Origin of the sequence: Xanthomonas sp. NCPPB 3569 (assembly GCF_041475645.2) — a bacterium.
GTDB lineage: Bacteria > Pseudomonadota > Gammaproteobacteria > Xanthomonadales > Xanthomonadaceae > Xanthomonas > Xanthomonas phaseoli.
This window is the reverse complement of the sequence record NZ_CM192969.1, coordinates 4,927,835-4,940,068: the sequence shown is the minus strand read 5'-3', so window position 1 is coordinate 4,940,068 and position 12,234 is coordinate 4,927,835. Positions and strand designations below refer to the sequence as shown.

Annotated in this window: 12 protein-coding genes; 8 read left to right on the top strand and 4 right to left on the bottom strand. The window is 65.9% G+C overall.

From position 1 onward, the window contains the following. Positions 1 to 18 precede the first annotated feature (18 nt). Positions 19 to 1,314, top strand: a complete 1,296-nt coding sequence (locus ACCQ03_RS21340) for an acetyl-CoA C-acetyltransferase (RefSeq protein WP_057679167.1) — start codon at positions 19 to 21, stop codon at positions 1,312 to 1,314. 214 nt (positions 1,315 to 1,528) lie between these two features. Here ACCQ03_RS21340 and ACCQ03_RS21335 read toward each other — a convergent pair whose 3' ends face one another. The 3 genes from ACCQ03_RS21335 to ACCQ03_RS21325 all read right to left on the bottom strand — a co-directional run bounded on the left by ACCQ03_RS21335 (position 1,529) and on the right by ACCQ03_RS21325 (position 4,651). Then, complete coding sequence (locus ACCQ03_RS21335) at positions 1,529 to 2,794, bottom strand: heme biosynthesis protein HemY (RefSeq protein WP_150145309.1); 1,266 nt, start codon at positions 2,792 to 2,794, stop codon at positions 1,529 to 1,531. After that, positions 2,791 to 3,768 (bottom strand): uroporphyrinogen-III C-methyltransferase, encoded by a 978-nt coding sequence (locus ACCQ03_RS21330; protein ID WP_057679165.1) that lies wholly within the window; start codon positions 3,766 to 3,768, stop codon positions 2,791 to 2,793. The genes ACCQ03_RS21335 and ACCQ03_RS21330 overlap by 4 nt, the downstream gene beginning before the upstream one ends. A gap of 103 nt (positions 3,769 to 3,871) precedes the next feature. Beyond that, complete coding sequence (locus tag ACCQ03_RS21325; protein ID WP_057679164.1) at positions 3,872 to 4,651, bottom strand: uroporphyrinogen-III synthase; 780 nt, start codon at positions 4,649 to 4,651, stop codon at positions 3,872 to 3,874. 203 nt (positions 4,652 to 4,854) lie between these two features. On the opposite strand from ACCQ03_RS21325, the gene ACCQ03_RS21320 reads away from it, so the two are divergent. The 6 genes from ACCQ03_RS21320 to ACCQ03_RS21295 all read left to right on the top strand — a co-directional run bounded on the left by ACCQ03_RS21320 (position 4,855) and on the right by ACCQ03_RS21295 (position 9,081). After that, positions 4,855 to 5,664, top strand: a complete 810-nt coding sequence (locus ACCQ03_RS21320) for a glycosyltransferase family 25 protein (RefSeq protein ID WP_150145312.1) — start codon at positions 4,855 to 4,857, stop codon at positions 5,662 to 5,664. A gap of 323 nt (positions 5,665 to 5,987) precedes the next feature. Beyond that, entirely contained in the window at positions 5,988 to 6,458 is a 471-nt protein-coding gene (locus ACCQ03_RS21315; protein WP_017156408.1) for a YiiD C-terminal domain-containing protein, read from the top strand. Positions 6,459 to 6,485: 27 nt separating this feature from the next. Continuing rightward, complete coding sequence (locus ACCQ03_RS21310) at positions 6,486 to 6,908, top strand: hypothetical protein (protein WP_057679162.1); 423 nt, start codon at positions 6,486 to 6,488, stop codon at positions 6,906 to 6,908. A gap of 75 nt (positions 6,909 to 6,983) precedes the next feature. Continuing rightward, positions 6,984 to 7,418, top strand: coding sequence for a rhodanese-like domain-containing protein (locus ACCQ03_RS21305; protein WP_017156410.1), 435 nt, complete (start codon positions 6,984 to 6,986; stop codon positions 7,416 to 7,418). 109 nt (positions 7,419 to 7,527) lie between these two features. Beyond that, positions 7,528 to 8,040 (top strand): protein-export chaperone SecB, encoded by a 513-nt coding sequence (gene secB / locus ACCQ03_RS21300; protein WP_003488515.1) that lies wholly within the window; start codon positions 7,528 to 7,530, stop codon positions 8,038 to 8,040. A gap of 15 nt (positions 8,041 to 8,055) precedes the next feature. Beyond that, positions 8,056 to 9,081: an NAD(P)H-dependent glycerol-3-phosphate dehydrogenase gene (locus ACCQ03_RS21295; RefSeq protein ID WP_209226754.1), complete on the top strand. Its 1,026-nt coding sequence runs from the start codon at positions 8,056 to 8,058 to the stop codon at positions 9,079 to 9,081. Between the two features lie 449 nt (positions 9,082 to 9,530). On the opposite strand, the gene ACCQ03_RS21290 is transcribed toward ACCQ03_RS21295, so the two are convergent. Further along, on the bottom strand, positions 9,531 to 10,127 hold the full coding sequence (locus tag ACCQ03_RS21290; protein WP_003488520.1) for an OmpO family porin: 597 nt from the start codon (positions 10,125 to 10,127) through the stop codon (positions 9,531 to 9,533). 375 nt (positions 10,128 to 10,502) lie between these two features. On the opposite strand from ACCQ03_RS21290, the gene poxB reads away from it, so the two are divergent. After that, complete coding sequence (gene poxB / locus ACCQ03_RS21285) at positions 10,503 to 12,212, top strand: ubiquinone-dependent pyruvate dehydrogenase (protein WP_209226771.1); 1,710 nt, start codon at positions 10,503 to 10,505, stop codon at positions 12,210 to 12,212. Positions 12,213 to 12,234 lie beyond the last annotated feature (22 nt).

The window sequence follows — 12,234 nt, the reverse complement described above, 5'->3', positions numbered from 1 at the left end:
CATGTCCCCGAGTCCTCCATGCCAGGTCAACCGATGCCCGCAGCCCGTCCCGTCGCCATTCTGGGCGGCGTTCGTATCCCGTTCTGTCGTCAGAACACCGCGTATGCGGATGTGGGCAACCTGGGCATGTCGGTGCGCACGCTGGGCGCGTTGGTCGAGCGCTTCGGGTTGCATGGGCAGCAATTGGGCGAAGTGGCGATGGGCGCGGTGATCAAGCACTCCGCCGACTGGAACCTGGCGCGCGAGGCGGCGCTGTCGTCGGGTCTGTCGCCGCTGACGCCGGGCATCACCCTACAGCGCGCCTGCGGCACCAGCCTGGATTCGGTGATCACCATCGCCAACAAGATCGCGCTGGGGCAGATCGACTCGGGTATCGGCGGCGGCTCTGACACCACCTCCGAAGTGCCGATCGTGTACGGCAAGAAGTTGCGCGCACGGCTGCTGGCTGCCAACCGCGCCAAGGCCACCGGCGACAAGCTCAAGGCCCTGCTGCGCGGCTTCAAGCTGGCCGAACTCAAGCCCGAATTTCCCGGCGTGGCCGAGCCGCGCACCGGCAAGAGCATGGGCGACCATTGCGAAGACATGGCCAAGGAATGGAACATCTCGCGCGATTCGCAGGACGAATGGGCGGTGGCCTCGCACCACAAGCTGGCCGCTGCCTATGAGCGCGGCTTCTTCGACAGCCTGATCGCGCCATTCCGCGGCGTCTCGCGCGACAACATCCTGCGCGCCGACACCTCGCTGGAAAAACTCGCGACCTTGCGCCCGGCATTCGACAAGACCTCCGGCCGCGGCACGCTCACCGCCGCCAACTCCACCCCGCTCACCGATGGCGCCGCCGCGGTGCTGCTCTCCAGCGAAGCCTGGGCGCTGGCGCATGGCCACACGCCGATGGCCTACCTGCGCGATGCGCAGGTGGCGGCAGTGGATTTCGTGCATGGCGAAGGCCTGCTGATGGCGCCCACCATCGCGGTGCCGCAGATGCTGGCGCGCCAGGGCCTGACCCTGCAGGACTTCGATATCTACGAAATCCACGAGGCCTTCGCCGCGCAGGTGCTGTGCACGCTGCGCGCCTGGGAAAGCGAGGATTACTGCCGCAATCGCCTCGGGCTGGACGCGTCGCTGGGTCGCATCGATCCGGACAAGATCAATCCGCTGGGCTCGTCGCTGGCTACCGGCCACCCGTTCGCCGCCACTGGCGCACGTGTGGTGGCCACCGCTGCCAAACAGCTGGAAGAACGCGGCGGCGGACGTGCATTGATTTCGATCTGCACCGCCGGCGGCATGGGCGTGGTGGCCATCGTCGAGCGCTGATGCCGCCGCGCGGCAGGGGATTGGGCATTGGTGATTCGGGATTCGCAGGTGCAGTCGCGGCCTTTGCGGATCCTCTATCCTGAATTCCATCGCTGCGTGGCAACAGCGCGACGTCAACTTCTTCGATGAAGTAGATGCCCGCTTGGCGCGCAGTCGCCTCGTTCTTCGGAGTGCAATGCGGCGGTACGCACATCGCATACCGCCGCTGTCTTGATTACAGGATGCGATCGTCCGCTGCGTGCGGATCGATGGGCGCGGGGTCGTACGCGCTCACGACCGGCCCGCGCAACGACTGCTGTGGCATGTCCTCGATCACCGGCTCGCCGCGCGCAGCGCGCAAGGCATTGGCGTAGCAATGCTGTGCCGAAAGCAGGTCGCCGGAGGCGGCAAACCCGTGTCCGAGCTCTTCCCAGGCCTCGCTGCCGGCGCCGGCTGCGATGGCGCGATGCAGGAATTCCTCGGCTTGCGACCACTGCTGTTGATGCCGCGCAAGCCGCGCCAGGGTCAGCAACAGACCTGGGCTGTCGGGATATTGGGTGAGCCAGCGTTGCGCGCTGGCGCGGCGCGAATCGTATTTTTCCAGCGGCAGCACGCCGTACAGGCGTACCAGCGATTCGTCCCATTGCGCGTCCAGCGCCTGTTCCAGGCTATGCACGGCGGCATCGTCCCAATGCAGCACGGCCGCGCGCTGCGCATAGGCGCCCACCACTGCGGGAATGGTGCGTAATGCCTTGGGCAATGCTTCCCAGCGCTCGGCCAATGCATTGGCGTCGCTGGCCTGCAACAGGGTCTGCTCGGCCAGCGTCGCTTCCAGCGTGCTGTAGGCATCGGGCGCCAGGACCGCCTGCTGACGCAGGGCGCCGAGCTGTCCATAGGCTTCGTCGGCGCGGCCGATCTGCGCCAGGGCGTGGGTGCGCAACAGCAGGCCGCGCGCCGGCAACGGCTGCGCGTTGGCGCTATCCAGTGCGTTGATCGCATCCACCGGGCGCTGGCGCGCCAGGTGCCGCTCGCCCTGCAACAGCGCATATCCTGTCGGGTCGCGCTCGGCCAGTTGCTTTGCAAGTGCGGTGGCCGCTGCCTCGTCGCCGCGCGCATCGGCCACGCGCACCGCGCTGGCCAGGGCAATGCCGCTCACCTCGTCGTCTTCGCTGGCACTGACCAGCAGCCGCTCGGCGCGCTGCCATTGGCCATGATCGGCAGCGCGCAGACCTTCGATCAAACGCGCACGGCCCTTGTTGCGGCGGTACTTGCCCCACACGCGGAAGGGCAGGCTGATCAACGTCCATAGCAGCCACAGCACCAGCAATGCGATCAGCAGGATCAGCAGCGCCTGCGGCATGGCGGCGTGATAGTCGTTACCGCCCACGCTGACAACGACATTGCCCAGGTCGTAGCTGTTCTGGTGCGACAGCCACTGTGCGCCGAGCACGCCCAGCGCCACGGCAACCAGCAGGATCAAGACGGTACGCAACACTTTCATTGGGTAGATCTCCCTTCACGCATGGCCTGCAGTTGCAGCAGGGTGGTGCCCAGCTCCGGCAGGCGCGGACGCAGTGGCGCTTGTTGCAGGCTGCGCAAGCGTGCACGCAGCTGACGACGTTGCGGCGAATCCGGCCAGAGCCGGGTGGCCCAGGTGTCCACGCGGCGCAGCGATTGCGCAAAACCGGCAGCATCGCCACGTTCGGCGGCCGCGCGGGCTAGGCTGATTTCGATCTGCGCGGCATCGCGCGCAGCACGCCGGTCGGCGCCGGTCAGCAAGGCGTCGCCGCGGCTGGGACGGATGTCCACCAGCGGCGCCAGCGCCTTTTGCCACCACGGTTGCGCCGCGTCGCTGGCCTGTGCGGGCTGTTCCGGCAGGCGCTGCAACTCGGCGGCCAAGGTGTCCAGATTCTTGCCGGCCTCCGCCTGCGGGCCGGCCCCGAGACGCTCCAGCGCATCGCGTTCCTGCACCAATGCCTGACGCAGATTGAGGTAACCGGGGTCGTCGATGCCGTTGAGTGCGCTGTTGGCCAACGCATAGGCGCGCCGCGCGCCGTCGGCATCGCCGGCGATACTCAGGCGCTGCTGGCCAAGCCGCAGCAGCAGCTCCACTTCATCCAGGCGCAGCGCCTGTGCGCCATGACGGTTGGGGTCGGCCAGCTTTTGCACGGTGTCTTCGAGCAAGGCGCTGCGCTGACTCAGGCCCAGCATCTCGTCGCGCAGTACGCGGTTGGTGGCCGACGCATCCTGCAGGCGCTCATTGGCCAGGCGCTGATCGCGGCGCAGCGTCTCCAGCAGTTGCTGGGTGGCGTCCCAGCGTTGCTGCTGCGCCTGCGCGGCCTGCAGTTGCGTTGCCTGATAGTTCTGCCACGCCCGCCAGCCCAGCAACAGCGCCACGCCGACGGCCGCCACGGCCAATACAAGCAGCAGCCATGCCAAGGGAAAGCGTCGCGCAGGAGCGGGCATTTCGGTCATTCGGACATCCTCGGGCAGTCACGACCGGCGCAGGCGCCGCAGTCATCGCACACAGCATGGCGTGCAGCGCCGGACGGCGGCAAGCTGTGCTTGAGTTCGCAGTTCAGCAAGGTCGCGGTGGTGTCATGATCGCCGCTTCGGCAGCAGCTGCAAGCTGCAACGGCAGCGGGCCATGTGCGCGCATGCCATGCACGAAGCCGGCGGCGTGTGCGGCTTCGAGCATGCGATCGCTGGATGCCACCACCGGACGCTGTTGCCACGCAGCGACCAGTTCGGCAGGCAGCTGCTGCAGAACCAGTGCCAGCGCTTCTGCGCTACTGAGCGCCAGCACGCTGCGCGGCAGCGCAAGCGACAATGCCTGGATGGCCGAGGCGCGCAAGCGCAGCGGGATGCGTTGATAGACATCGGCACGCACGATGCGCGCACCGCGCTGCTGCAGCGTTGGCGCCAGCATGCCGCGTCCGCCGGGGGCGGTGATCAGCCCGACGGCCTGTAGCGGCGCCTGCAGCATGGGCAGCGCAAGCAGGCCTTCGCTGTCCATGCGCGCCGGCCGTATCACGGTGTCGATGCCGCAGGCGTGCAGTGCGCGCGCAGTGCCTTCGCCCACGCTGACCCAGTGCGCCTGCGCCGGGCGCTGCAGCGGCGCCAGACGATGCGCGGCCTGCACCGCTGCCGGGCTGGTGAAGATCGCAATCGGCGCTGCCAGCGCCTGCCGCAGCGCGTCCCGCGCCTGTGCGGTGTCGTTGGTCTGCAAGCGCCACGGCGACAGCGCAAGTACCCGTCCGCCATGCCGCGCAACTGCCCGCCGTAGCGGCGCATGTTCACCGCTGGGGCGTAGCGAGATCAGGGTCCAGGCAGCATCGGGATGGGCAAGGCCGGTCATGAGGTGATTATGCGAGAGCGCCGGTCACCTGCGGCGCACTGTCGCCGCATCCAGGGGTGCCAGTGCGAATCGTCGGCGAGTGCCGGCAACCGGAGTGATGATGTTGGCATCCTGACCGGAGCCCTTCGACTCATTCCAGAACCTCTTGCAAGCGCTGGGAATCCGGTCACGCTCCTGGCCGACAACCGTGCCGGAGCGGCGAAGTGATCAAGTCCTACCTCATCAATATGCAGCGCAGCGGCGACCGGCTGCAGGCCATGTCGGCGCGCTTGGATGCGCTGGGCCTGCCGTTCGAGCGCATTGCTGCCGTCGATGGCGCCACGCTGACGGACGAGCAGATCGCCGAGTTCGTACGCGAGCGCCCGCTGGAAGGGTCGGGCGATGCCTTCAGCACCGGCCCGCGCAAGTGGACAGCGTCCAACATCGGCTGTTTTCTCAGTCACCAGGCAGCGTGGCGCATTGCGGCCGATTCCGACGACGCCTACACGGCGATTTTCGAAGACGACATGCATCTGTCCGATGCACTGCCGGCGTTGCTGGGCAGCACCCACTGGCTGCCGGGCGGCCCCAGCATCGTGCGGCTGGAGCCGTCCTACAACCGCATCAAGCTCGATGCCAAGGTGGCGGATGTCGCCGGGCGCCAACTGCGCCTGGTGCGGCCATCGACGTATCAGCATTGCTGGCCGGTGTGTGCCGGCGCGCTGATCATCAGCAGGGATGCAGCGCGATTGCTGTTGGCCGCACAGGCGCGCTGGCACACCATGGCCGATATTTTTTTGTTCGGCTGGAACGAGTCGCCAGTGGCGCATCAGTTGTCCACCTATCAACTCTCGCCGGCTGCGTGTATCCAGGACAAACTCTTCCACGCAGCTGCGGAAAACATCGTGTTTACCAGCACGATCGATGCGCCGCTGACGCACGCACAGAAGCGGCGCAGTACGCATTGGAAAGCCAAGGCCATCGCGCTGTTGCGCGTGGCGCAGGGCTATCGCAAGGTGGTCTTTGCGCCGTAGCGCGGCAAACAAACCGTCGCGCGCAGGCGTTGGTTGTGCCTGGCGATTGCACGGTCGTTGGCGGGCGGTTTTAGGCATGGTGCGCTATCTGCAACGCCACCGGCAGGCACCGTGGCGGACACCGCTCGCTGACCGAGCGCGTGATCCGGGCTGGGCCAAGATGTCGAGACGTTTGTTGCACGCCACCAGGGCGATGCCGGCCCGCACATCGCAGGTGGCGATGACTGCATTCACCATGCGGTACCGCATGTCATGCAGGTGCACAAGACGCTTGCAGCACATTGCGGCATGATGCCGCCCTTCGCCGTCTTTAGTCTTTGCCGATGACTCCTTCGTGCACGCTCGCATCCGCCCTGCAGTCGCTGCAGCAGCAGTTCATCGCCATGCCGCCGGTGCTGTCGATGGGCATCGCCGTTGACGGGTTGCACGATGGTGCGTTGCGCCTGCGGGCGCCGCTGCAGGCCAACGTCAACGACAAGGCCAATGCCTTCGGCGGCAGCCTGGCCTCTCTGATGACGCTGGCCAGCTGGGGCTGGCTGACACTGCAGCTGCAACTGGCCGGGCATCACGCCGATGTCTACGTCGCCGACAGCCAGCTGCGCTATGTCGCGCCGGTGTACGAAGACCTGGTCGCCAATGCCGAGCCGTCCGAGTTGGGAAGCTGGGAGGCCTTTCTGGCGACGTTCCGGCAGCGCGGCAAGGCGCGCATCGGCATGCGCGCGCAGATCGCGCTGGGCTCCGGCGCTGCCGCGGCCACCTTGAGCGGGCGTTTCGTGGCGTTTCCAAAACGGTAGGATGCCGGCTGGATCCGGGGAATACGCATGCGTGCAGTCATTACAACGATCGTGCTGCTTGGGCTGGCACTGCTGAGCGGGGTGGCCAATGCCGGCAGCCGTGCCCAGGCGCGTGCGCTGGAAACCACCCAGGCCGCCTACACGGCCGCCGTGCGCTGGAACGATTTCGATGCCGCGCAGGGCTTCGTCGAGCCGGCCTATGCCCAGGCGCACCCGCTCAGCGACCTGGAACGCTCGCGCTACGAGCAGGTGCAGATTTCCGGCTATCGCGAAGTGCGCGTGGGTCAAGACCCCAATGGCGACCTGCGGCGCGAGGTCGAGTTGCGGGTGATCAACCGCAATACCCAGGCCGAACGGCTGGTGCGCAGCGTCGAGCTCTGGCGCTGGAATCCCGAGCAGAAGCGCTGGTGGCTGGCCAGCGGCCTGCCTGACCTGTGGAAGGGCCAGTAGCCTGGCCCCTGCGCGCCGGGCGTCGCGTGCGCCAGCTGTGCGACAATTCCCGCCCGCTCGACTGACCCTGACCCCGTGAATTTTGAAGAGCTGCAGGCCTTTGTCGGCCGCAACCCCATGTTGTCGCTGGCCCTGGTGGGCCTGACCATCGCCCTGATCGTCACCGAGGTCGCGCGCCTGTTCCGCGGCTATCGCGCGCTCAAGCCGGCCGAGCTGACCCGTCTGATCAACAGCGAAAACGCGCTGGTGATCGACCTGTCGCCCACCGCCGATTTCGAGAAGGGCCATATCGCCGGCAGCCGCAACGTGGCGCTGGCCAAGTTCGATCCGGCCGGCAAGCTGCTGGCCAACGCCAAGGCATCGCCCGTGGTGGTGGTCTGCCGTAGCGGCAACACCTCCGCGGGCGCGGCCAAGACGCTCAAGAAGGCCGGCTTCGAGAAGGTGTACTGGCTCGAAGGCGGCGTGGCTGCCTGGCAGATGGCCGAGCTGCCACTGATCAAGGGCCGCTGATCCGCCTTGTGCGGCAACCAGCACGCCCCCATTGCTGGCGTGAGAGACTTGCGCTTTCACGTTCGCATCACTCAACGCTGCATCCACCGAACCGTTTCTGGAGTTAGGAATGTCCGACGAAATCCTCAACGGCGCCGCTGCGCCGGCCGACGCCGCTGCTGGTCCCGCCTTCACCATCGAAAAGATTTACGTCAAGGACGTGTCCTTCGAATCTCCGAACGCACCGGCCGTCTTCAATGACGCCAACCAGCCCGAGCTGCAGTTGAACCTCAACCAGAAGGTGCAGCGCCTCAACGACAACGCGTTCGAAGTGGTGTTGGCCGTGACCCTGACCTGCACCGCCGGCGGCAAGACGGCCTATGTGGCCGAAGTGCAGCAGGCCGGCGTGTTCGGCCTGGTCGGCCTGGACCCGCAGGCGATCGACGTGCTGCTCGGCACCCAGTGCCCGAACATCCTGTTCCCATACGTGCGCACCCTGGTCAGCGACCTGATCCAGGCCGGTGGCTTCCCGCCGTTCTATCTGCAGCCGATCAATTTCGAAGCCCTGTACGCAGAAACCCTGCGTCAGCGTCAGAACGAAGGCACCTCGCTGGCCGATTCCGAGCCGGCCGGCAACGCCTAAGCGTTGATTGCGCCGATGAGCGATTGGACCCACAAGATCGCCGTTCTCGGCGCCGGTTCCTGGGGCACGGCCCTGGCCGCGCTGCTCGCCAGACACGGTCATCCCACCGTGCTCTGGGGGCGCGATGCGGCGATGGTGGACACCATCGACCGCACCCACGAGAACGCGCGCTATCTGCCGGGCATTGCATTGCCCGACAGCCTGCGTGCCACCACCGACCTGCGGGCGGCGGTCGCCGACGCCACCTGGATCCTGGTGGTGGTGCCCTCGCATGCCTTCACCGAGACCATCCGGCTGATCGCACCGCTGCGCCCGGTCGGTGCCGGCGTGGCCTGGGCGACCAAAGGTTTCGAGCCCGGTTCCGGGCGGTTCCTGCATGAGGTTGCGCGCGACATCCTCGGCCCCAGCGTTCCGCTGGCCGTGGTGACCGGGCCCTCCTTCGCCAAGGAAGTCACGCTTGGCCTGCCGACCGCCATCACCGTGCACGGCGACGATGCGGCGTTTCCGCAAGTGGTGGCCGACGCGATGCATGGCCCCACCTTCCGCGCCTACACCGGCGATGACATGGTGGGCGCCGAACTCGGCGGGGCGATGAAGAACGTGCTGGCGGTGGCCACCGGCGTGGCCGATGGCATGCAGCTTGGTCTCAATGCCCGGGCCGGGCTGATCACGCGGGGCTTGAACGAGATGTTGCGTCTGGCCGCGGTCATCGGTGCGCGCCCGGAAACCCTGATGGGCCTGGCCGGATTGGGCGATCTGGTGCTGACCTGCACCGGCGATCTGTCGCGCAACCGGCGCCTGGGTCTGGCCCTGGGGCGCGGGCAGAGCTTGGACGATGCGATCCGTGAGATCGGCCAGGTGGTCGAATCGGTGCAGACGGCCGATGAGGTCATGCGCCAGGCCGAACACCACGGCATCGAATTGCCGATCTCCAATGCCGTGCGCGCGGTATTGCACGGTGAAATCACCCCGGAAGAAGGCTTGAAGGAGCTGCTGGCACGCGAGCGCAAGCCAGAGTACCCGCAGACCTTGTTTACCTGAGAACGTCGACAAAACGGCCGCGCCTACTGCCCGGCCCTGCGTGGTTAGTGCGCGGAATCTTCGCGCACCATGCTTTCATTTTGGTCCGCGCCCCGGCCACGCCCCCGGACGATTGCTCGCTCGGTTTTGTTCGCCGCGCCAGGTCCGGTAATACCTCGGCACCACAACACAACGCCCGGCAGTACCGGGCGTTTTTGTTTGGCTGCGTGGTGCGTGGCGCAAGCACGGCCTTGGCGGATCAGGCGCCAGGTAGTTGGGGCCCGACGCGAGCGCGGCCAACCCTGGTGGCGCAGGTACATCGGTGGCGAGGTTCCCTGTGCCAAGCGACGCGTGTCGTGACCTGCGTGCCCACACCGGCTACCGGTCGCCCAAAAGAAAGAAGCCCGGTCGGGGGACCGGGCTTCCAGTGCAACGCGGGAGAGAGATCGCGTTGCAGTCAAACGTGCGGCTTACCAGCTGAAGCGCGGGCCGACCGACCATTCCTTGTTGCCGTCGCCATCCATACGGATGTCGCCGTTGATGCCCCAGTTCTGGTTCAACTTCACCTGGGCGCCAAGGCGGCCGTAGAAGTTGTCGCCGATGTCGATGCCACGCTTCTTGGAGAAATCTTCGTAGCCAGCCAGGGCATAGACTTCGAAGTGCTCGCCGAAGGCGTTACGCAGACCGGCTTCAACGCTGTAGCCGTCGAAGTTGATGTTCGGGGTGTCCAGGTCCAGCTTGCGGTAGGCAACGCGCGCAACGAAGTCGGTGCTCGTGGCGATTTCGTGGTTGAAGCCCACGCCGACGCCCCACTGCTGGAAGTCCGAGTCGGTGTTCTCGAACACGTTGTTGTTGTCGTCAGCGTTCTGCTTGCTGTAATCGCCGAACACGTGGAAGTTCGGAGCGATGGCGTACGAGGCCTTCACGCCCCAACCGTCCGCATCGCGACCTTCGGTCGGAGTGCGCACATAGTCGCCTTCGACGAAGTTGTAGGAGAGGTTTTCAGCAGCGGAGGCCGCAAACGGCAGGGCTGCGAGAAGGCCGAGGGCCAGCAAAGAAGTCTTCATGATCGGGATACCTGTACTTATTTGATTGGACCGGCGCTGAGGCGGATGCCGTTCGCTGCCGAGATGTAAATTCTCCGTTATTCGATGGAACGCGACATGAATTTTGGACTGACCAGTTGATGAATCATCGCGTCACATTCAGCTGCGCTTTCTTGTGTCGCATGCGAATGCGCGTACAGCACGTGCAAAACGTGATGCTCTAGCGCTTACATGGCGCCGATGTGAGGTGTGTGTGCCCAAACGCGATAGATCGCCTGGTTTCCAGCGTTTTGCGCGCCCTCGCTATATGAGCACATTGCACTGACGCCGCCGCTGGGAGCATTGCACGCCTGGTGAACATACTTGCGGAGCTGCATCGTGGCGAAGAAGAGAACGTTGGCGCGGTTTCTGGCCGAGACGCTGGAGAGCGCCGGGGTCGAGCGGATCTGGGGCGTGACCGGCGACAGCCTCAATGGCTTGACCGATGCCTTGCGCGAGATGCAGACCATCGAGTGGATGCATGTGCGGCACGAGGAAGTGGCTGCGTTCGCCGCAGGCGCCGAAGCGGCGGTGACCGGCCAGCTGGCGGTGTGTGCGGGTAGCTGCGGTCCGGGCAATCTGCACCTGATCAACGGGCTGTTCGATTGCCATCGCAGCCGCCAGCCGGTGCTGGCAATCGCCGCGCATATCCCCTCGTCCGAAATCGGGCTGAGCTATTTTCAGGAGACCCACCCGCAGGAGCTGTTTCGCGAGTGCAGTCACTTCGTGGAGTTGGTGACCAACCCGGCGCAGTTGCCGGAAGTGCTGCATCGGGCGATGCGCTCGGCGATCCTGCAGCAGGGCGTGGCGGTGGTGGTGATTCCGGGCGATATCGCGCTGCTGGAGGTGGACAAGCATTTGTCGAGTCAATGGCCGGCGCTGCGTGCGCCGCGCGTGCTGCCGGCGGCCGAGGATGTGCAGCAACTGGCCGGGCTCTTGCAGCAGAGCAAGGCGGTGACCTTGCTGTGCGGCAGTGGCTGCGCCGATGCGCACGATGCGGTGGTGGCGCTGGCCGATACGCTGGGCGCGCCGATCGTGCATGCGCTGCGCGGCAAGGAATACGTGGAGTGGGACAACCCGTTCGATGTCGGCATGACCGGCTTGATCGGTTTCAGTTCCGGTTATCACGCGATGCTCAATTGCGACACCTTGCTCATGCTCGGCACGGATTTTCCGTACCGGCAGTTCTACCCGAAGGACGCGACCATCGTGCAGGTGGATCGCGATCCGAGCGCGCTGGGGCGGCGCACGCCGCTTCAATTAGGCATTGCCGCCGATGTGGGCGAAACCATCGCGGCATTGCTGCCGCAGCTGCAGCGCCGCGAGGAGCGTGGCTTTCTGGAGAAATCGCTTGCGCATTACCGCACCGCGCGCGAGGGGCTGGACGATCTGGCGGTGCCGGCAGATCCTGGCGAGCCGCTGCACCCGCAGTTCGTGACCCGCCTGATCAGCCAGATTGCCGATCAGGATGCAGTGTTCACCTGCGATGTCGGCACACCCACGGTGTGGGCGGCGCGCTACTTGCGCATGAACGGCAAGCGCCGCCTGCTGGGATCGTTCAATCATGGCTCGATGGCCAATGCCATGCCGCAGGCGCTGGGCGCACAAGCGGCGTTTCCCGGGCGACAGGTGATTTCGCTATCGGGCGATGGCGGCTTTGCAATGTTGATGGGCGACTTCATCTCGCTGGCGCAATTGAATCTGCCGGTGAAGGTGGTGGTGTTCAACAACGCCTCGCTGGGATTCGTGGCGATGGAGATGAAGACGGCCGGTTACCTGGATACCGGTACCGAGTTGCGCAATCCGGATTTCGCGGCGATGAGCAACGCGATGGGTATTCTCGGCATTCGTGTCGATGAGTCGTCGCAACTGGAGCGGGCACTGCGCCAGGCCTTCGCGCATTCGGGTCCGGCGCTGGTGGATGTGCGCATCGCCACGCAGGAGCTGGCGGTGCCACCGGCGATCAAGCTCGAACAGGCCAAGGGCATGGGCCTGTATCTGCTCAAGGCGGTGATGAGCGGACGTGGCGATGAGGTCATCGCGTTGGTCAAGACCAACCTGCGTTAATTCAGTTGCACTCACGCACACT

Excerpts from the sequence above, each read along its gene's own strand:
- ACCQ03_RS21340 (WP_057679167.1), top strand. The coding sequence starts at position 19 with ATGCCAGGTCAACCGATGCCCGCAGCCCGTCCCGTCGCCATTCTGGGC.
- ACCQ03_RS21290 (WP_003488520.1), bottom strand. The coding sequence starts at position 10,127 with ATGAAGACTTCTTTGCTGGCCCTCGGCCTTCTCGCAGCCCTGCCGTTT.
- secB (WP_003488515.1), top strand. The coding sequence starts at position 7,528 with ATGTCCGACGAAATCCTCAACGGCGCCGCTGCGCCGGCCGACGCCGCT.
- ACCQ03_RS21325 (WP_057679164.1), bottom strand. The coding sequence starts at position 4,651 with ATGACCGGCCTTGCCCATCCCGATGCTGCCTGGACCCTGATCTCGCTA.
- ACCQ03_RS21310 (WP_057679162.1), top strand. The coding sequence starts at position 6,486 with ATGCGTGCAGTCATTACAACGATCGTGCTGCTTGGGCTGGCACTGCTG.
- ACCQ03_RS21295 (WP_209226754.1), top strand. The coding sequence starts at position 8,056 with ATGAGCGATTGGACCCACAAGATCGCCGTTCTCGGCGCCGGTTCCTGG.
- ACCQ03_RS21315 (WP_017156408.1), top strand. The coding sequence starts at position 5,988 with ATGACTCCTTCGTGCACGCTCGCATCCGCCCTGCAGTCGCTGCAGCAG.
- ACCQ03_RS21335 (WP_150145309.1), bottom strand. The coding sequence starts at position 2,794 with ATGAAAGTGTTGCGTACCGTCTTGATCCTGCTGGTTGCCGTGGCGCTG.
- ACCQ03_RS21330 (WP_057679165.1), bottom strand. The coding sequence starts at position 3,768 with ATGACCGAAATGCCCGCTCCTGCGCGACGCTTTCCCTTGGCATGGCTG.